The sequence below is a fragment of the Devosia lacusdianchii genome (assembly GCF_022429625.1).
GTDB classification, from domain to species: Bacteria; Pseudomonadota; Alphaproteobacteria; order Rhizobiales; family Devosiaceae; genus Devosia; species Devosia lacusdianchii.
The window spans coordinates 1528693-1549118 of the sequence record NZ_CP092483.1; the positions used below are offsets into that span (position 1 = coordinate 1528693).

Below are 20426 nucleotides of genomic sequence, written 5' to 3' on the forward strand. Positions count from 1 at the left end.
ATGCCGACCGCCCCAAACGCGCTGCTCGATCTGCCGCCATTTCCGGCCACTGGCTACGCCGACGTCGCCGACCGTCTCGCCGCGCTGCTTGGCACCAAAAACGACGTGCTCCTCGTCCAGGGCGAGGCCATCGTCGCCCTCGAAGCGGTAGCGGCCAGCCTGGGCCAACCCGGCCTCCACGCCATCAACATCGTCACCAGCCCCTACGGTCTCATGTTCTCCAGCTGGCTTCGCCGCGCCGGAACCACGGTGATTGACGTGATCGCCGAACCAGGCCTGCCCATTGCCGTCGACGCCGTCAAAGCCGCCCTCGACGGCAATCCGCAGGCCGGTTTGCTCGCTCTCGTCCACGCCGAATCCGCCAGCGGCATCCTCAATCCCCTCGAAGATATCGTCGCGCTTGCCCGTGGGCGCGGTCTGCTCACCGTGGTTGACGCCGTCGCCTCGGCCGGCGGCCACGCCCTCGATGTCGATGCTCTCGGCCTCGACGTGGTCGTCACCGGCCCACAAAAATCGCTCGGCGGCTCCCCGGGCCTGTCGACCATAGCGCTCAGCCCAGCCGCCTGGGTTCTAGCCGATCACCCGGCAACGCCCGCCGGCTCCATTCTGTCGCTGCTCGATCACCGCCGCCTCTGGCTCGCTACCGGTAGGGGCGTCTTGCCGGGCATGCCCTCCGCCCTGGAATTCTGGGCCCTTGCCGCCGCCCTCGACCGCGTCGAAGCCGAGACCCTGCCGGCGCTCATCGCTCGCCATGTCCGGGCCGCCGATGCCACACGTCTCGGGTTGGCCGCGCTGGGTCTCGCCCCTTGGGTTGCGCCCGAACACGCTTCCAACCTGGTCACCGCGGCCTTGTTGCCGGACCACCTCACGGCCTCACAGGTCCTTGCCGCCGCAGGGGACGCACCCGGTCTTTCAGCAGGCGTGGGGAGCATCGCCGAACGTCTGGTGCGCCTCAACCACACGGGTCCAAACGCAGCGTTTGAGCAGGTCCTCGCCAATGTCGTCGCCCTTGGCGGCGCGCTGTCGGCATTAGGCGCAGAAGCCGACCTCGGCGCGGCAGCCCGCGCCGTTGCCGCCGCCTACGGCAGGGAATGACCGTCCTAGATCGTCCGCGGATTAGACTTCGCCCGCGCCATCTGCCGCTCGATATCAGCCAATAGGCCAGGCAATTCACCCGGCGAGCGGATCGTATAGCGCGGCACTTCATGGCTGTCGGCGGGAACGTGGCTGCGCTTTTTCGACCAGCTTTGCCAAATGCTGATAATGCCCAGCCTATTGGCGCCGCCGATATCGCGTTCCAGGTGGTTGCCCACCATCACGATAGCTTCCGCGTCGTCACTGCCGAGGCCCAGCGCGGTCATCGCCTTCTGGAACATGCGCTGATCCGGCTTTTCGCAACCCTCGGCCTCCGAAATCACCTGCGCGTGGAAATGCGGGCTGATGCCGTGGCCGCCAAGAATGGTGGCAAAGCTGCGCACCCGCCCGTCGGCCACGAGCGCCAGCCGGTAGCCATCCGCCGCCAGCGACCGGATCATCTCCAAAGCACCCGGTATGAGCCCGGCTTCAATGACGTAGCCCTCGGCGTCGAACTTTTCCGTCGCCTCGTCCACCAGCGTGTCGCCGCTATCGAGGAATACCGCCTTGAGCAGCGGCTGTTCGGCGCGAACCTCGGCCAGCACCGCCTTTACCCGTCCGGGAATCCAGCTCGCGAGATCGTCCCAGCTGCAGAATTCCACCTGCGCCAGATCGAAGTGCCGCCCGAAAGTGAATGTGGGCAGGAACGAGCGCGCCTGCAGATAACGCTTCACCGCCCGGTGATCCTCCGGCCCGATGCCCTGAAGCTGGTCGCGGAACATGTCGTTGATCAAAATTCCGGCGCGGCCTGCCAATTCCTGGCATGCGGCCGCCGTGTGCTGTGCAGTTTTGGTCTGCTCCAGTACGGATACAGTGAAGGCGTGCTTTCCGGGGGTGGAGAGCAGCGTCGGGCGCCCGTCGATCAGCGGCAGCGAGCTATCAGCATTGCGCATGTCAAACAGCGAGCCATGGGCACTTGCACTGACGGCGACAACCTCGTCGCTGGCACCCAGCTTTACCCAGATATGCTCTAGCTCGTAGAGGTGCTGAATATCCCAGTCCCACCAGATCGCATATTCGATGACCTTGGTGACGCCGGCGTCGAAGGTGATCGCGAGCGGCGCCGAGGGGGACTGCCCGGCCTCGGTCAGCACTGAAACCCCGACCCGTGAGGGCAGGAACGGTTCGTTGTCGCAAAATTGGATGATGGGCGCATGCCGCTTGGCCAGAGCCAGATCGGCGTCGCTAAGCTGAGCTGTGCTTTCGACATCGGCGGCGCGAAGGGATGACGGCATTTCAACGTTTCCTGGGACTCTGGACTTGTTCCAGATATTGTAATCGTTTTCAGCTTTTCGCCGCAAGCCGCCTTGTACTGTAATTTTGCCCGGCAGGCGTCCCCGCCCACGATGTCATTCCGGCGAAGGCCGGAATCCATCCTGAGATGCCGTCGCGCACGGCGAACGTTGATAGGCTCAAGATGGTCCCGCTCTCCGTCAGATCGCGCCGCACATATGGATGGGAATGTTCAGGGTAGGGGAATGGTGGAGCCACGCTGGACCAGCGTGTTTTCCAGCACCACCTGGCGCGGCGACTTGCTGACGCCGGTCATCTGATCGATCAGTGTTGTGGCGGCGAGCTGGCCCATTTCATGGATGGGCTGGGCGATGGTCGACAGCGTCGGGAAGGTCACGGTCGATTCGAGTACGCCGTCATAGCCCAGGATCGACAGATCTCGGGGCAGGTCGAGATTTAGCGCGTGCGCGGCGTGCATCACACCGATGGCGAGCATGTCGGTGGTGCCGAAAACCGCCGTCATGCCCGGGTTTCCGGTGATCATCGCGTGGCCCGCCTCGCGACCCACATCGAAGCTGGCGTTCTCAAAGGGGTGCGAGAATAGGAGCTCCACATCATCGGCCAGATCCGTAGCCGCTTGGCGAATGCCACGAACGCGCTCGCTGCCGACATCCTGGCCGCCGCCGCGCTGGGCAATGCTGCCGGCGATGATGCCGATCTTGCGATGGCCGAGCTCGATCAGGTGGCGCATGCCCTGATAACCGCCCGAAAAGTTGTCGCAAACCACCGAGCTGATCGAGGCGATCTTGGGCCTCATGTCGACAAAGGCGACGGAAATGCCCCGTTCGCGCAGGGTGGTGACTTGCTTGGTTGTGCGGACCGTGGCGGAGGAGGGGCGAATGATGATGCCCTGAACGCGCATGTCGAGCATGGTTTCGATATAGGCTTGTTCGCGATCGGCGTCGCCGTTGGTCGAGCAGAGCAATACGCGATAGCCCTGGTCAAACATGGTTGTTTCGATGGCATAGGCCAGGGCGCTGCTGAATGGCGTGCGCTGCTGGCGTAGCAGCACGCCCACGATATTGGATTGCTGCGTGCGGAACGAGCTTGCCAGGCCGTTGGGTCGATAGCCCAATTCCGCGATGGCCTTGCTCACCGCGTCGCGTACGGCGGGGCGCACATGGGCATACCCGTTCACCACGCGCGACACCGTCGCGATCGACACATTGGCGGCCCGCGCCACGTCCTTGATTGTTACCACACTGCTAACATTTCGCGTCACCTAAGGGGCTTGTCGGATAACGCTTTTTCGCGCTTTCGACCATGTCGGTTTTCATATCTTGTTTTGAAAACGTTTACAAGATAGCGTCATTGAACCGCTAAACGTGGGTACTAATTACGAGGTGCGTCAGCACCCTTGGAATGAGGCTTCCGGCTCAACCCACCGACCGGACCTCGGAGGATGCGAAGTTTTCATTTCGTGGGAGGGAAGCATATGCAGAACCAATTTCTCGGCGTAACCCGGTTGCTGGCGGTGACGTCGGCGCTCTTGAGCGCCGCGGCCTTGCCCGGCGCCATCGTGCTGCCGTCGCAGGCTCAGGACGCCGCTGCCTGCGCGAGCTACACTGAAGCGCCGCAGCTCAAGGCGCAGGTCGACGCCGGCACGTTGCCGCCGGCCGCCGAGCGCCTGCCGCTCGAGCCGCTGGTCATCCAGCCGGCCGAGGGCAAGGGCGTCTATGGCGGTCAGTTCATCGATAGCTGGGGTGGTGGCAACCTCGCCGATATCCGTCAGTTCGGCTATGAGCCGCTCGTGCGCTGGAGCGTCGATGGCTCGCAGGTCGTTCCCGGCATCGCCAAGAGCTGGGAAATCAGCGACGACGCCAAGACCTACACCTTCCACCTGCGCGAAGGCATGAAGTGGTCCGACGGCCACCCCTTCACCGCCGACGACATCCTGTTCTGGTGGGACCGGGTCGAGAACAATGTCAAAGTCATCACCGGCGGCCCGCGCAACGAGTACAAGGTCGATGGCGAAATCCCGGTTGTGACCAAGGTCAACGACTATGCGGTGAGCTTCTCCTGGAGCAAGCCTAATGGCCTGTTCCTGCAACAGATGGCCGGCCCTTACGGCCAGCGCGCCGTGCAGTTCCCCAAGCATTATTTGGAGCAGTTCGATATCGATCTGAACCCGGAAGGCGTCGCCGAATTGATGGCTGCCGCTGGCGCTACCGATTACGCTGCGTGGTGGAAGGGCAATGTCGGCTCCTACAACGATCCGTCCCAGTTCAACGATCCCAAGCGTCCATCCATCCACGCCTGGGTGGGCACGGACTCGATCCTCGGTAAGGAACGCGTGACCTTCGTCCGCAACCCCTACTACTTCGCCGTCGATCCCTCCTGCCAGCAGCTCCCCTATATCGACGAGCGCGTTTGGGCGAGTGCTGCGGAACCTGAAGTGACGCTGCTACAGGCTATTCAGGGCCAGATCACCATGTCGCCGCGCAATGTGTCGATCCCGCAGAACCGTGCGGTATTCTTCGACAACCAGGCGGCCGGCGACTACCGCCTCGTCCCCGCTGCCAGCTGCGACTACAACACTGCCGTGCTGGCCTTCTCGGTCAACCACCCCGATCCGATAAAGGCGCAGGTATTCTCCTCCAAGGACTTCCGCGCTGGCATTTCCCAGGCCATCAACCGCCAGGAAATCATCGACACCGTCTATCTGGGGCAGGGGGAACCCTTCCAGCCGGCACCGCTGCCGAACTCTCCGTTCTACAACGAGACCATGGCACGTCAGTTCACCGAGTTCGACCTGGCCGCCGCCGCCGAGCATCTCGACAAGATCCTGCCCATGGGGCCCGACGGCGTCCGCCTCGGCCCCGATGGCAAGCCCTTTGCCTTCTCTGTTGAGATCAATGCCGATTTCAAGCCCGACACAGTGGACGCGTTCCAGCTGATCGAGCGCACCTGGAAGCAGGCGGGTCTCAACGTCACCATCAACCACCACTCCGACGAACTGTTCGGTGCCGCCCGCTCCAAGCCCGATAGCGATGGCTCGGTATGGGTTGGCGAAAATGGTTGCGGCCAGCTCCCGCTGCTCAACCTTTCTCGCTTCATGAACGACTACGGCGGGTGGTCGCTGGGAAATTGGAACGGTTGGGCCGCCTGGGATCGGAAGCGCCTCGACCCGAATGCCGAGCTGCCCGAAGGCTGGGAAGTGATCGAGCCGCCGGCCAACGTGCAGCGCCTCTATGAACTCCGCTCGCTGATCCCCCAGACCATCGGCGAGGAACAAACCGCCCTGATGCAGGAATTCACCAACCTGCAGGCCGAGGAATTCCTCACCATCGGCATCGCCATGCCCGCTGGCTTCTACCGCTCGGTCAAGAACAACCTGCACAACGTGCCGGCCGAGCTGATCGAAGGCTGGCTCTATCCGGGCCCGGCGCCGTCCAACTTCGCCAGCTACTACTTCCAATAAGCTCCCTCCACGAGCTGGGTGGTTCCCATGGCAGGGACCACCCGAACTGGCCGGCCCCGTTCATTCCCTTTGCGGGCCCGGCCTTTTTCATAAGCCGATAGACTCGTCCACAACCACGGCGTCATTCCCGCGAAAGCGCGAATCTCCCTTGGCCGGCTTCAAGAGAGATTCCCGCTTTCGCGGGAATGACGCCGAACGAGACGAGGGCGTTGCGGTGTGACCGCCTGGAAACGAGGAGACCACGATGGGTTCATTCATGCTGCGGCGGATCATCTACGTAATCCCCGCTCTCATCGCGGTTTCGCTGATTTCGTTCCTGGTCATTGCCATCCCGCCCGGCGACTATGTCGATCGGCTGGCCGAACTGCGCGCGGCAAGTGGTGACGTCATTCCCCTGGCCGAACAACAGGCCACGCGCGCAGCCTACGGGCTCGATCTGCCCATCATGGTCCAGTACTGGGACTGGATCAGCGGCGTCGTCCTGCGCGGTGACTTCGGCTACTCGTTCTCGTTCAATTTGCCGGTCAAGGACGTGATCTGGCCGCGCCTGGGCCTCACCGTGGTGCTCAGCGTGGCCAGCCTGCTCTTCATCTGGGTCATGGCCATTCCCATCGGCATCTACTCGGCGGTTCGCCGTTACTCCGCCGGCGACTATGCCTTCACCTTTCTGGGCTTTCTGGGCCTGGCCGTCCCCAATTTCCTGCTGGCGCTGGCGGCGATGTATGTCGCTTTCGCCGTGTTTGGCATGAATGTCGGTGGCCTGTTCTCCCCCGAATTCGTTGAAGCGCCGTGGAGCTGGGCCCGAGTGGTCGACCTGCTCCAGCACCTCTGGCTGCCCATGGTCGTGCTGGGCACATCTGGCACCGCCAGCGTAATCCGGATCATCCGCGCCAACCTCATGGACGAGCTGCACAAGCCCTACGTCACCGCCGCCCGGGCCAAGGGCATGGGCGAATTTGGCCTGCTGATGAAGTACCCCGTCCGCCACGCCCTCAACCCGTTCGTCTCGGGCCAGAACGACATCTTCGTCGATATCGTCTCTGGTGGCACCATCGTCGCCATCGTCATGGGCCTGCAAACCACCGGCCCGCTGCTGCTCGATGCCCTGCGCACGCAGGACATGCACATGGCCGCCAGCTTCATTCTGATGCTGAGCGTGCTCGTGGTCATCGGCACGCTGTTCAGCGATCTGCTGCTCGCCTGGCTCGATCCACGCATCCGTTATCAGCAGGGGTAGGGCCATGAGCACCTTCGACGAAACCACCGGCCAGGTCGCCCCCATCGCCGCCAAGCACCAAAAGGGTAGGGGCTTTGATGGCCACTGGTCCCTGGTCTGGCAGAAATTCATCCGCCACAGGCTCGGCGTCGCCGGCGGCATTGTGGTTATGCTTGCCTACATTGTGGCGCTGATCCCCGAATTCCTCGCCCCGGTGACCCTGGAAGCCTACAATCCGGCCTATAGTTACGCGCCGCCCCAGGCGATCCAATGGGGTCGCGACGATGGTAACGGTTGGCAGTGGCGCCCGCACGTCAACGCCTACAAGACCGAGATCGACTACAATTCCGGCCGCCGCCTGTTCGCCGCCGATCCGCAAACTGTCATCGATATCGGCGTCTTCGTTGCCGGTGAGCCCTACAAGCTGTTCGGCCTGATCCAAACCAACCGCCACCTCTTCGGCCCCGTCGAAGTCGGGCAGCCGTTCTACATCGCCGGGGCCGATCGGCTCGGCCGCGATATCCTCAGCCGCACTATCTACGGCACCCGCATATCTATGACCATAGGTCTCATCGGCGTCACCCTGAGCCTGGTCTTCGGCATCCTCATTGGGGGCATATCCGGCCTGTTTGGCGGCGTTACCGACAACATCATCCAGCGCCTCATCGAGTTCATCCAGTCGGTCCCCGCCATTCCGCTCTGGATCGGCCTTGCCGCCGCCATTCCCCAGTCCGTGCCGCCGTTGCAGGTCTACTTCCTCATCACCGTCATCTTGTCCGTTCTCGGTTGGACTGGCCTGGCCCGCGTTGTGCGCGGGCGCTTCCTGGCCATGCGCAACGAGGATTTCGTCAAAGCAGCCCGCCTCGATGGCTGCGGTCCGGTCCGCATCATCTTCCGGCACATGCTGCCGAGCTTCCTCAGCCACATCATCGCCGTCGTCTCGCTGGCCATCCCAGGCATGATCCTCGCCGAAACCGCCCTCAGCTATCTCGGCATCGGCTTGCGCACGCCCATCGTCAGCTGGGGCGTGCTGCTGCAGGAGGCGCAGAACGTCCGAACCATCGCCTCGGCGCCCTGGCTGTTGCTGCCCGGCGGCGCGGTGGTTGTTGCCGTGCTGGCGCTTAACTTCCTCGGCGATGGCCTGCGCGACGCCGCCGACCCCTATTCCGATTGAGGCCGCCTATGGAAAATCTCGTTGAAATCCGCGACCTCAGGATCACCTTCGCCGGCAGCGTTGACGTCGTGCAGGGTCTCGACCTCGATATTCCCGCCGGCAAGACCCTGTGCCTCGTCGGCGAAAGCGGCTGCGGCAAGTCGGTAACGGCCAAGTCCATCCTGCAGGTCATCGACCACCCCGGCCGCATTTCTGGCGGCTCGATCAATGTGCGTCAGCCCAACGGCCCTGTGCTCGACATCGCCGCCACCAAGCCATCGAGCCCGCTGATGCGCGCCGTGCGCGGCGCCGACATCGCCATGATCCATCAGGAGCCGATGACCTTCCTGTCGCCGCTCTACACCATCGGCAACCAGATCAGCGAGGCGCTGACCCTGCATCGCAAGGTGAGCAAGGCCGAGGCGCGCGCCGCCGGCATAGAGATGCTGAAGCAGGTCGGCATGCCCGATCCTGCCCGCCGCTACGACAGCTACACGTTCCAGCTCTCCGGCGGCCAGCGCCAGCGCGCCATGATCGCCATGGCGCTGATCTGCCAGCCGCGCCTGCTGATCGCCGATGAGCCAACCACGGCGCTCGACGTGACGACGCAGGCCAACATTCTCGACCTGCTGGCCACGCTGCAGCGCGATAGCGGCATGGCGGTGCTGTTCATCACCCACGACCTGGGCGTCGTCGCCGAAATCGCCGACGAAGTTGCCGTGATGTATCTCGGCAAGATTGTCGAGCGTGGCCCGGTCAAGCAGGTGCTGGAGAAGCCCAGGCATCCCTATACCCGTGGCCTGCTTGCCTCCATGCCCCGTCTCGACGGCGACTTCAAAGCCCCGCTCAAGGCCATCCCTGGCATGGTGCCGCCCCCGGCTTTGCGGCCATCTGGCTGTTCGTTCCATCCGCGTTGCGAATGGGCCCGATCAGGCATTTGCAACGTCCTGCCGGTCGACGAAACGCAGCTCGGCAACGCCCACATGGTTGCCTGCCACGCCTATGGACCCGATGCCGCCCGCTTCGCCAAATCCGACGCGCGTCCAGCCGATCCGGTCGCCGTGCTTGCCCGTCGGGCCGCGAAGTCCGAGCCGCTGCTCATCGTCCGTAACCTCCACAAGCACTTCCCCATCCGCTCCGGCTTCTTCCAGCGCAAGGTAGGGGCGGTGCGCGCCGTCAATGACATATCGCTTGATATCTATACCGGCGAGACCCTTGGCCTCGTTGGGGAAAGTGGCTGCGGCAAGTCTACGCTCGGCCAGACCATTGTCGGCCTTCACCGCGCCGATAGCGGTTCGATCCGTTTCAACGATGGCGTCCACGACCCCGTGGACCTGCTCAAAGCGCGCGGGGCTGACACTCGCCGCCTGCGCACCGATATCCGCATGATCTTCCAGGACCCGACGGGCTCGCTCAATCCGCGCATGCGGGTGCGCGACATCATCGGCGAAGTGCTCCAGGTCAACGGGAACCACTCGGCGTCGGAAATCGAGGCAAGAGTGCAGAGCCTGTTGACCCGCGTCGGCCTCAGCCCTGATTACGCCGAGCGCTATCCGCACGCCTTTTCCGGCGGCCAGCGCCAGCGCATCGCCATCGCCCGAGCCCTCGCGTCGGACCCCAAGCTGGTCATTGCCGACGAGGCCGTGTCAGCACTCGACGTGTCCGTGCAGACCCAGATCATCAATATGATGAAGCAGCTTCAGGCCGAGATGGGCCTGACCTATCTCTTCGTCAGCCACGACCTCGGCGTCATTGCCAATATCAGTGATCGCGTTGCCGTCATGTATGCCGGGCGCATCGTCGAAATCGGCACCACCGACGAGATTTTCCGCAACCCGCGCCACCCCTATACCGAGGCCCTGCTCGCCGCCATTCCCGGCCGCGGAGTCACCAAGCCCAAGGATCGCATTCGCCTCTCCGGCCACGTCCCCGATGCCAGCCAGCAGCTCAAGGGCTGCGCCTTTGCCGACCGTTGCCCGTATGCCAAACCGGCCTGCCGCGACGTCGATCCGCCCCTCGAAGGTACCTCCGACCACCGTTTCGCCTGCATTCGGGCCGATGAGCTCAAACTGCGCACCGTCACCGGCAAACGAGAGCTGGTAAACGCGTGAAATCGGTCGACAGGAATTGTGACAGGCGTACACTGCCCGTTCCATGCTGCTTCGGTAAGGGAACATGCATTCCACAATTGAACTGATCAATCTGCTTGGCGCCGGAGCCCTGCTGCTCTGGGGCCTCCGGATGATCAAGACCGGCGTGATGCGCGCATTTGGTGCCTCGCTCCGCTTGTGGATCGCCAAGGGCACCGGCAATCGCTTCACTGCCGTGATGTCAGGCATCATGGCCACCCTGGCCCTGCAATCGAGCACGGCGACGGCCGTCATCACCGCATCCTTCGCCAGCAATGGCGCTATCAATCCGCGCATGGCCCAAGCCGTTATGCTGGGTGCCAATGTCGGAACGTCCATCGCCGCCGTCATTCTGTCGCTGGATGTGCACTGGTTCGGATCGGCGATGATCCTCATCGGCGTCACCATCTTTCAGCTCAGCAAGTATGCCCGTGGCAAGGGCATTGGCCGCGCCGTGCTTGGCCTCGGCCTGATGCTGCTGGCTCTGCAGTTGGTCGGCAACGTAACCGGCCCGTTACGCGAATCCGAGGTGATGATCGCCATCCTGTCGGGTCTGACAGATGCGCCGGCCTTTGCGCTGATCCTCGCCGCTGTCCTCGCCTTTGTCTCCTCATCCAGCCTCGCCGTGGTGCTGTTCGTGGCCTTGCTGGCCTCGGCCGGCATCGTCTCGCCGCCGCTGGCCGTAACGCTTGTCGCCGGCGCAAACCTCGGCGGCGCCATTCCGCCGCTACTCGCTGTTTTGACCGAAGGCACCGAGGCGCGCCGGCTCACGCTGGCGAACTTGGTGGTGCGCGCCATCGGCGCCATCATCCTCACCAGCTTCGCCGTACCATCAGCCAATGTGCTGCAGACCATTGTGCCCAATGACAGCGCCCTGACGATCGCCGCCCATATCGGCTTCAATCTGGCGCTGCTGGTCCTGTTCCTGCCGTTGCTTGGCCCGATCGGCAAGCTGGCCGCGCTCGCCATCCCGGCGCCCGCCAAACCCGAAAGAGGCGCCAATTACCTCGACTACAGCGCCCTCGATACGCCAACCATCGCTCTGGCCGCCGCTGCCCGCGAAACCCTGCGCGTCAGCGACATCGTGCTCCGCATGCTGCAAGGCAGCCTCGAGGCTCTGCGCAAACCGGGCCCGGCCACCCGCAGCACCGTCTCCCTGCTCGATGACGACGTGGACGCGCTCAACCAGGCCATCAAGCTCTACCTGACCCGCCTCGACCAGACCGAACTCGATGACGACGACGCCAAGCGCTCCGCTGAGATTATGAGCTTTGCCATAAATCTTGAGCATGTCGGCGATATCGTCGAAGGCGGCCTGATCGACGTCGCTTCCAAGATCGCCAAGCGCCAGCTCAAATTCTCGTCCGATGGTCTCGCCGAAATCGTCGCGCTCTACGAAAAGACCATCGCCAATATGCAGATGAGCCAGACGATTTTCCTCACCGGCGATCCGCAACTGGCGCGCCAGCTGGTTGCCGCCAAGGTCGAAATCCGCCGGCTCGAAGCCCAGTCGGCCAAGGCTCATATCCAGCGCGTGCGCGAGCGCGTGCCGGCGTCGGTCGAAACCAGCTCGCTGCACCTCGATATCCTGCGCGATCTCAAGCGCATCAACGCCCACCTGGCATCGGTTGCCTATCCTATTCTTGAAACCAAGGGCGAGCTCGACGAGAGCCGCCTGCGCCCCAACGCCGTGCTGGAACCCAAGACCGCCTTGGAAACAAAGCCGGCCTCAAAATAACTTCGGAGTCTTAGATGAATTACGATGCCATCCTCGCGGATATGGTTGCGGTTGCCCGCGAGGCAGGGGCGCTAACCCAGTCCTACTTCAAGCGCTTCCGCGACATCGAGATCGGCATCAAAGGGCCGGCCGATTTCGTCTCCGATGCCGATAAGGAAAGCGAGCTGCTGATCCGCAAATTCCTGTTCGAGCGCTACCCGGACTGGAGCTTCACGGGCGAGGAATTCGCCCCGGTGGACAAGGACAATGAGCATCGCTGGCTGGTCGACCCGATCGATGGCACCACCAACTTCATCAACGGCATGCACTACACAATTTCGCTCGCCCTGCGTCGCGGCAACGAGACAGTCGTCGGCGTGCTCTACAATCCGCCCGCCGACGAGATGTTCACCTCCATCGCCGGGCAGGGCGCCTTCATGAATGGCGAGCGGCTCAAGGTGAGCGAGCAGGCCGACGTGGGTCTCTTCAACATCGGCACCGGCTTGCCCACGCCCGGCCTTCAGCTCTATCCCGGGGCCTACGAACGCCTCGACGCCATCCGCGCCCCTGTTGGTGCTGTCCGCATCGTCGGCAGCGCCGCCAATAGCTGCGCCTACGTCGCCCTCGGCCGCCTCACCGGCTATTACGAGGAAACCGGCTTCGTCGACACCGCCGCCGGCATCCTCTTCGTCCAGGAAGCCGGCGGCGTGGTCACCGACTGGTGGGGCCGCGGCCCCGAAGTCTACGAGCGCACCGGCACGCTTCTGGTGGCCAACAAAGCCACCCACGCCTACCTGCTCGACAAACTCAAGGACGTGCCGCGGAAGGACCCGAAGTAGGGCCTTGTTGAGCCATTGCTATCGCGTGGCACCGCGGCTCCCACTCCACAGATCGTCACCCTCGGGCTTGACCCGAGGGCTCTACACTTCCTTTAAGCGCAGCACCCTCGGGTCAAGCCCGCGGGAAGCGGCTGTGGGTAGGAATCCCGCCCGCCGTTGACCGCCGCCGCGCGCAATCACCCCACCAGCGCCTTCAACCCTTCCGGATCATCCGTCGTAATCTGATCCACCTTCAGCGCCAGCAACCGCTCCACCTGCGGCAGCGACACGCCATCCGCGACCTGGATCGTGTAAGCATCGATCCGCCGGCCCTCCGCATGAAACGCCCCCACAATATCGAAGCCCAGCCGATCCGCCTCCAGCACCAGCGGATAGGCCAGATAGATCATCTCGGCCTTAGGCGACGCCGCCACCGCATCGCGCACGAAGCCGGCAAAATCCAGTGACTGCCGCAATCGCTCCAGCGCGCCATCATGGCAAGGGTCGTACCCGATCTTGAGCCCATCCACCCCATCGGTCAGCAACCGCACCGCTTCCGCGTCGCCCGATGACAGGATCATGTGCCTCGCCACCGGCGCCACGGCATCTTTGAACGTGCGGATTGCCGCCGCGTCGAGGACCTTCCAGTCTTCCTTGTAGTCGAGCTGCAGCAAAGCATCAGCATGCAGCAAGCCATTCGCCAGCATGCTGCAAAGATCTTCCAGCAGCATGACGCGCTCGTCGACCGGCACACCGTCCGCGCCGCGCAGGAAAAACGACCGCAATTCCGCCGCCGTCAAGTCCGCAACCTTGCCCATCCCGGTGGTCTCGCGCTCGACGCTCAGGTCATGCAGCACCGCATAGCCGCGGTCGGCATGCACCACCAGGTCGACCTCGACACTTGCCCCCAGCCGCATCCCCTCGAGAATGCGCTTGCCGGTAAACACCGGATCACCCGCCCGCCGCTTGGCCCGATGCCACTTGAGCCACGTGCGATGGCCGTTTCGGTCGATGGAGATGGGATCGGTCATGCGATTCTCTCATGGGGGAAGTATCAGACGTCGGAGATCATTCCGGCGTCTCGGTGCCGTCACCACCCGGGTCCGGGTGGTCTATGTTATGCTGCGGCACCGCTGGGTTGCCCGGACAAGCCGGGCAACGACGACGGAACTGGAAGTCGGATGGACGTGAGGCCCACCGCTTAAGCCCGGTGGATCACCGCATTGTCGCGATAGGCCGCAATCGCCCGCGGTGACAGCGTCACCCCCTGGCCCGGCCTGAACATATCCGGGTGAGACACCATCGCCTTGATGCGCGTCGCATCGAGCAGTTCCAGATCAACCAGCCCATGCGTGCCATAGTCGGTCACCCGGTGCACCTTGCCTTGGCTGCCTTCGGTTGCCACGGCCAAGTCCAGCGCTTCGGGACGGATGGCCAGGGTCGCCGGGCCGTCGCTGACGGGCAGGGGTGTCGAATACCCCGCCTTGCTGAAAATGCCATTGGACACAGTGCCTTCGACCAGGTTCATCGTACCGATAAAGCCGGCCACGAACGGCGTCTGCGGTTCCCGATACACGATGTCCGGCCGATCGATCTGCTCGGTCTTGCCATCGCGCATGACGACGATACGGTCGGCCATCGACAGCGCCTCGTCCTGACCGTGGGTCACGAACAGCGTGGTGATCTTGAGCCGCTGCTGAATGTCCCGCACCTCTTCGCGAAGTCTTTCGCGCAAGTGCTGGTCCAGACTCGCAAAAGGCTCGTCGAGCAGCAGAATTTTGGGCTCCAGCACCAGGGACCGCGCCAGCGCCACGCGCTGCTGCTGCCCACCCGAAAGCTGGGTCACGGCGCGCGTGCCGTAGCCATTGAGCCCTACCAGATCGAGCACGGCTTCCACCCGCCGCTTGATCTCGTCCGGCGCCACCTTGCGCAGCTTCAGGCCGAAGGCCAGGTTCTTGAACACATTCATATGTGTCCACAGCGCATGGCTCTGGAACACCATGCCGGTCGGGCGCTTCTCCGGCGGGATGAAGGTGATGTCCTCACCATCGATGGTCATCAGTCCCGATGTCGGCGTCTCAAAGCCGCCAACCATGCGCAAAAGTGTCGATTTCCCCGAACCCGACGGCCCGAGCAAACACACCAGCTCGCCATCGGCCACGTCGAGCGAGAAGCTGTCGACGGCCTTTGTGCCATTGGGAAAAATCTTGGAAACGTCTTTGATCTTGAGAACGGACATAACTTTTCCTAGCCGCCGAAGCCGCGGGCAAACGAACCGGAATTGACGACCCGGCGGGCAAACAGCAGCGCAATGAAGCTGGGCACCCACAAGATCACCGACAGCACCGCGCCATATTGGATCACCGGCTGATTGTTGATGAACGAGATCATCAGCACCGGCAGCGTGCGCACCTGCGGCGCCCCGATCAGCCAGGCGCCCTCGGTCTCATAGAATGTGCCAACGAAGCTGAGCAGGATGGCCGCAGCGATGGTCGGCCCCGCCTGAGGCAGGGTGATCGACCAGAACACGCGGAACGGCCCGGCGCCGACATCGCGCGCCGCCTCTTCCATGCGCCGGTCGACGGCTTGGAAGGCCGCCACAGGAATCCAGATCATGAACAGCAGCGTGCCCACGAGTTGGATCAGCACGACGCCCCAGAACGTGCCGATCAGGTTGAGCTGCAGAAAGATGCCGGCAATGGCCACCAGCAGGCCGAATTTGGGGAACGCGTGCCCGGCGAGGAACGAGAAGAACAGGATGCTGCGCCCGGGAAAATCCAGCCGTGCAAACGCATAGGCTGCCGGCAGGCAGATGATGGCCGACAGCAGCGTCACGGTCGCTGCCAGCGTCAGGCTCATGGTGATTGAGGTCCACACATCGGCGCGCGCCAATGTCTGGCCCCAGAACCTGAGCCCGAATTCCTGTGGGATCAGCGCGGGGTAGCGCCACACATTGGTGAAGGCCCAGGTGCCGACCACCACCAGCGGCAGCACGATGACCAGCGTCAGCACCGCCGCGAAGGCGATGCCGGTCCAGTCGATGCGACGGCGAACGAGTGTGGTCATCTATGCCGCCTGGTTCTTGGCGACAGAGCGCACATAAAAGAGCCCGAAGATGATGCAGAAACCGAACGTGATCACCGCCTGGGTGATGGCCGTCTGCGGCTCGAACAGCTCGCGGAAGGTGCGCTGCATGAACGGCCCCATCATTTCCGGCGCCGCCGGACCCAGCACATAGGGCAGGGTGAAGGCCGAGAAGATGCCGAGCACGGCAAACGAAATCGCCACCAGGATCGAGTTGGAAATGCGCGGCAGGATGATGTGCCAGAGCAAGGCGAACTTGCCGGCGCCGACGTCACGGGCGGCTTCGATCGCCTGGTTGGAAATACTGCCCAATCCCGACAGCAGGATCAGCACCGTCAACGGAATATTGTCCCACACCAGCCCGATGACCGGGCCCCACGGCGTCAGATAGGGCGAGCGAATTTTTGGCATGCCGACAGCGTTAAGCAATAGATCCGCCGTGCCGTTTGGTCCGAGCACGCGGATGAACGCGAAGCTGAGGATGATCGAGGGCACGAACATCGGGAAGATGGCGAGGCTTTGTACATAACCGGCCACGCGGCTGTCCGAAAAGCGCAGGTAAAGCGCGATCGGCAGGCACACGAGCAGCAGCAGAATGGCGCATACGCCGGTGGTCCATAGCGTTATGGACAGGTTCGAGAGGCTGTAGCCATCCGAAAAGAAGAAGCGATAGGTCTCGATCGAAAAAGCGCTGCCCTCAGGTGTCTTCACCCACAGGGTCTGCACCACGGCCGAAATAATCGGCCAGATGATGAGCCAGATGACCAGCAATACGGGCGCAGCGACGAGCAAGAGGCCAATTGGCCTCTTGCTCTGTGCGGGGGCGGGCGGCAGGGCGCTCGCGGTGTCAGTGGTCACGAGGCCGGGTCCACGTTCGGAGCAACAGCGCGATACCAGCCGTCATTGACGGCCTTTTCCCAATCGCCACCCGGGAAGGTCGGGATGGTGGACGGGATGATATCCTTGAACTTCTCGCGCAGGTCGGCCGCGACGTAGTCCCACGACACGCCGGGGAAGCCTCCGAGCTCGGTGAGAACCGCCGACTGGATTTCTTCGCTGAGTACGAAGTCGGCCAGCTTCAGGGCCGCTTCCTTGTTCACACCATTGCTGAGCACGGCGATCTTGGTGAAGCCGCCGGGCAGGCCAAGGTCCGAAAGCTGCACCAGGCCGGTCGTTTCGGGCAGTACGCCCTGGGCGATGGCCGACAGCGCCTGGTCCGACCAGGCCGGGATCATGGTCACTGCCGACTGGCCGAGCAGCTGTAGAGATTGAGTATTACCCGACGTGTAAGCGCCGCCATCGAACAATGACGGAGCCAGGTCCATCAGGATATCCCAGGCCGGGTTCAGCGTGGTTTCGCCGAGTTCCGCAGTGTAGTTGTCGACGGTGAACTTGGTCGGATCGTTGCCATTGGCTTCGAAAATCGCGCGACGCACGAAGTTGCCGCCCGAACCACCCTTGTTGGGACGGTTATAGATGAACTGCCCGGGATTCGCCTTGATCCAGGCAACCAGGTCGGCCCAGGTCTTGGGCGCGTTGGCCGGGTCAAGCTTAGTGGTATCGTAGGCCAGCAGCACCTGCGAACCGCGGTACGGCAGGTTGGTCGGAATGTCGAAGGCCAGCGGATTGATCTTGGAATAGTTGGAAAGGCCGGCCGTCTCGAAATCGACATAGAGGCCCTTGGCAATGCCATCCACCGTTACGCGGGTGTCGAAGCCTTCGAAGATGTCGGCCTGCGGATCACCACCACCAGCGAGTGCGGCAAGCGCACGATCGCCGATGGCCGCCACGCCGGCGCCGTCGCCACCGTCAACCAGGTTCAGCGTCAGGCCGGCATTGGCGGCCTCAAACTTCGGCTTCACCACATTGGTCCAGAAGTCGAGCACATTCTGGTCCGAGCTGGTGTACCAGTCGATGGTGCCTTCAGCGCCAAACGACATGCGGGGCAGCATAAGAGCACCGGCAGTAGCGCCGGCCGCGAGCATGAAATCACGCCGTTTCATTGTCATCTCCCAAAGTCCGTTCCTTGGAACGGATGTTCCACAAGACGGTCAGTTACGCCCGTAGGTTTCATCGATCTAGCGTCGACCTCTCCCGGAAATCAGCTAACTACCGGTCCGGAGATTATGCAAGCAGAAACCAATCGCCTGTCGAGATCGCGACAGCGGCGTACAAATCACAGCTTTGCGACAGTCGTGTTACACGAGGCAGTCGTCCAGAACATCACCATCATGCGGCCGCCAGTGATCAGGAGTGTGACAACATACGTCCTTGATATTGAAAGTGATGTTGCGTGAGAGCTTGAGATACGCCACCGCATCGGCCGCAGCCCCATCCATCTCTCCGCTCGCGATAACACGGCTCTTGCCGCGATGGGCGCTGGCGTGACCATATGGAGCGACAGGTCGAATCCGGCTCTATTCGTCGCCGACACTCGCCGTTCGAACGTGTGTTAGATCGTGTTCCGATATTGAAATATTTGTTCCGCTAAGGTGTGCCTGACGACGCCAGGAGATTTTGATGACCCGCAAACGTATCCATCTGGTCTTCAAGACCCACCTCGATATCGGCTTCACTGACCACGCGGCCAATGTGCGCCGGCAGTACCACGAGCAGTTCATTCCCCACGCCATCGCCACCGGCGAGCACTTCTTCGCCGAGGACCCGCAGGCGCCCGCCTTCATCTGGACCACCGGCGCCTGGCTGATCTGGGATCATCTCAACAGCCAGGATGCGGCGCGCATCAAGCGGCTGGAGCGGGCCATCGAGCGCGGCCTCATCGCCTGGCATGCGCTGCCCTTCACCACCCATACCGAGCTGATGTCGCCCGCCCTGTTTCGCGCCGGTCTGAGCTACGCTCAGGAACTCGACAGGCGCTTTGGCAAGACCAGCATCGCCGCCAAGATGACCGACGTTCCCGGCCACACGCTGGGCATGGTGCCGCTGCTGGCCGAAGCCGGCGTCAAGTTCCTGCACCTTGGCGTCAATACTGCGAGCCCCGTGCCCGACGTCCCGCCGATCTTCCGCTGGCGCGCGCCCGACGGTTCCGAATTGGTCGTCATGTATCAGGCGTCCTACGGCGAGACCGATTTCCCCGCCGGCGACGATATCGGCCTGAGCTTTGCCCACACCAACGACAATATCGGCCCGCAAAGCGTCGGCCAGACCGTCGAGGCGCTACGAGGCCTGCACCATGCGCACCCGGACGCCGACATAGGCGCCTCCACGCTGGACGCCTTTGGCGCCGAGATGTGGGCGCGCCGCGACAGCCTGCCCGTTATCACCCAGGAGATCGGCGACAGCTGGATTTTCGGCACCGCCACCGATCCGCAAAAGCTCGCCCGCTTCCGCGCCCTCCAGCGCCTCTACGACACCTTTGCCGACGACCTCACCCCGAGCCGGCTGGCTTTCGGGCGTAACCTGACCATGGTTGCCGAACATACCTGGGGTGTCGACATCAAGACCTACCTTCGCGACGACACGGCGTGGGATCGCCCCGCCTTCGAAGCCGCCCGGGCCAGCGACTATCGCTTCGCCTATACCGAGCAATCCTGGGCCGAACAGCGCGCCTACGTGGATACCGCGCTCGAGAGCCTTGAGGCGATCGATCGGGCCGCCGCGGATAGCGCCCTCGCCGAACTGGCCCCGCCATCGGTTCCGCAAGGCGCGGCGCTTGAGGCCACCGATAGCGGCTGGTCTGTCACCTTCGATCCCCAAACCGGCGACATCGCCCGCATTGCCACCCCAGGCGGCACCATCGTTGAAGGCATTGATGGCTCGCTGCTCGGCTACCGCTACGAGAGCTACGACTCGATAGAGCTGCAGCGTCACCTCGATACCTACCTGCAGCACCGGGCCGAATGGGCCATTCTCGATCATGACAAGCCCGGCCTCGCCAACGCCGCCACGGCGGTCACCCAGGTTTTCACCCCACGCCATCTCGGCGCCGGGCAGGGCGCCTTGCCCGACCTCGCCCACAAGCAATTGGGCGGACCGGTAAGGCACGATTTCTCTATCCGCGCGCTTGATGCCACCAGGCTGGAAATCACCCTCACCTTGCGCGACAAACCCGCCAACCGCATGCCTGAGGCGAGCTTTCTGTCACTGACCCCGGCAAGCGCGAAGGGCTGGGAGCTCCGCAAGATGGGGCTCTGGCACCAGGGGGGCGACATCGCCCGTCGCGGCGGCGGTCAGCTTCAAGCCGTCGAGGCCGTGCGCAGCAAGCTGGGTTCAACCACGCTGACCGCGACTTTGCTGGATAGCGCCCTCATCAGCCCCGCATCGAGCCCCTTCATGCCATTCCAGCCGGAACGCCCCGATTTCGCGTCAGGCATTCGCATCAACATTCACAACAACAAATGGGGCACCAACTTCGCCATGTGGTGCGAGGGTACGTTCGTCACCCGCATGGTGCTGCAGCTCGGCGAGAGCTGAGGTCGAACCGCCGCGCCATTCGGGAAT

General features: G+C 63.2%; 15 protein-coding genes. 8 read left to right on the plus strand and 7 right to left on the minus strand.

Annotated features, from left to right (window positions below):
* Positions 1–1095, plus strand: a complete 1095-nt coding sequence (locus MF606_RS07310) for a pyridoxal-phosphate-dependent aminotransferase family protein (RefSeq protein WP_240233150.1) — start codon at positions 1–3, stop codon at positions 1093–1095.
* Between the two features lie 5 nt (positions 1096–1100).
* On the opposite strand, the gene MF606_RS07315 is transcribed toward MF606_RS07310, so the two are convergent.
* Positions 1101–2369, minus strand: a complete 1269-nt coding sequence (locus MF606_RS07315; protein WP_240233151.1) for an HAD family hydrolase — start codon at positions 2367–2369, stop codon at positions 1101–1103.
* Positions 2370–2599: 230 nt separating this feature from the next.
* A complete protein-coding gene (locus tag MF606_RS07320) occupies positions 2600–3628 on the minus strand; it encodes a LacI family DNA-binding transcriptional regulator (protein WP_240233152.1) in 1029 nt (342 codons plus the stop codon).
* 234 nt (positions 3629–3862) lie between these two features.
* On the opposite strand from MF606_RS07320, the gene MF606_RS07325 reads away from it, so the two are divergent.
* From MF606_RS07325 to MF606_RS07350, 6 genes are all read left to right on the plus strand, one after another.
* The gene (locus tag MF606_RS07325) at positions 3863–5848 is read left to right on the plus strand and encodes an ABC transporter substrate-binding protein (protein WP_240233153.1); all 1986 of its coding nucleotides are present in this window, start codon (positions 3863–3865) and stop codon (positions 5846–5848) included.
* Between the two features lie 244 nt (positions 5849–6092).
* Positions 6093–7085 carry an ABC transporter permease gene (locus tag MF606_RS07330; RefSeq protein ID WP_240233154.1) on the plus strand — a complete coding sequence of 331 codons (993 nt, stop codon included), beginning with the start codon at positions 6093–6095 and terminating at the stop codon, positions 7083–7085.
* Between the two features lie 4 nt (positions 7086–7089).
* Positions 7090–8238: an ABC transporter permease gene (locus MF606_RS07335; protein ID WP_240233155.1), complete on the plus strand. Its 1149-nt coding sequence runs from the start codon at positions 7090–7092 to the stop codon at positions 8236–8238.
* An 8-nt stretch (positions 8239–8246) separates the two neighbouring features.
* Entirely contained in the window at positions 8247–10328 is a 2082-nt protein-coding gene (locus MF606_RS07340) for an ABC transporter ATP-binding protein (RefSeq protein ID WP_240233156.1), read from the plus strand.
* A 64-nt stretch (positions 10329–10392) separates the two neighbouring features.
* Entirely contained in the window at positions 10393–12084 is a 1692-nt protein-coding gene (locus tag MF606_RS07345; RefSeq protein WP_240233157.1) for a Na/Pi cotransporter family protein, read from the plus strand.
* Positions 12085–12098: 14 nt separating this feature from the next.
* Positions 12099–12902 (plus strand): inositol monophosphatase family protein, encoded by an 804-nt coding sequence (locus MF606_RS07350; RefSeq protein ID WP_240233158.1) that lies wholly within the window; start codon positions 12099–12101, stop codon positions 12900–12902.
* Between the two features lie 176 nt (positions 12903–13078).
* Here the strand turns inward: MF606_RS07350 and MF606_RS07355 are convergent, their stop codons facing one another.
* The 5 genes from MF606_RS07355 to MF606_RS07375 form a co-directional block, all read right to left on the minus strand.
* A complete protein-coding gene (locus MF606_RS07355; protein WP_240233159.1) occupies positions 13079–13912 on the minus strand; it encodes a glycerophosphodiester phosphodiesterase in 834 nt (277 codons plus the stop codon).
* Between the two features lie 170 nt (positions 13913–14082).
* Entirely contained in the window at positions 14083–15120 is a 1038-nt protein-coding gene (locus tag MF606_RS07360; RefSeq protein WP_240233160.1) for an ABC transporter ATP-binding protein, read from the minus strand.
* 8 nt (positions 15121–15128) lie between these two features.
* Positions 15129–15947, minus strand: a complete 819-nt coding sequence (locus MF606_RS07365) for an ABC transporter permease (RefSeq protein ID WP_240233161.1) — start codon at positions 15945–15947, stop codon at positions 15129–15131.
* The gene (locus MF606_RS07370; protein WP_240233162.1) at positions 15948–16823 is read right to left on the minus strand and encodes an ABC transporter permease; all 876 of its coding nucleotides are present in this window, start codon (positions 16821–16823) and stop codon (positions 15948–15950) included. It lies immediately after the preceding gene.
* Positions 16820–17968 carry an extracellular solute-binding protein gene (locus MF606_RS07375; protein WP_240233163.1) on the minus strand — a complete coding sequence of 383 codons (1149 nt, stop codon included), beginning with the start codon at positions 17966–17968 and terminating at the stop codon, positions 16820–16822. Before MF606_RS07375 ends, MF606_RS07370 begins: the two co-directional genes overlap by 4 nt.
* Positions 17969–18485: 517 nt before the next feature.
* Between MF606_RS07375 and MF606_RS07380 the strand changes: the two genes are divergently transcribed.
* Entirely contained in the window at positions 18486–20399 is a 1914-nt protein-coding gene (locus tag MF606_RS07380; protein WP_240233164.1) for a DUF5054 domain-containing protein, read from the plus strand.
* Positions 20400–20426 lie beyond the last annotated feature (27 nt).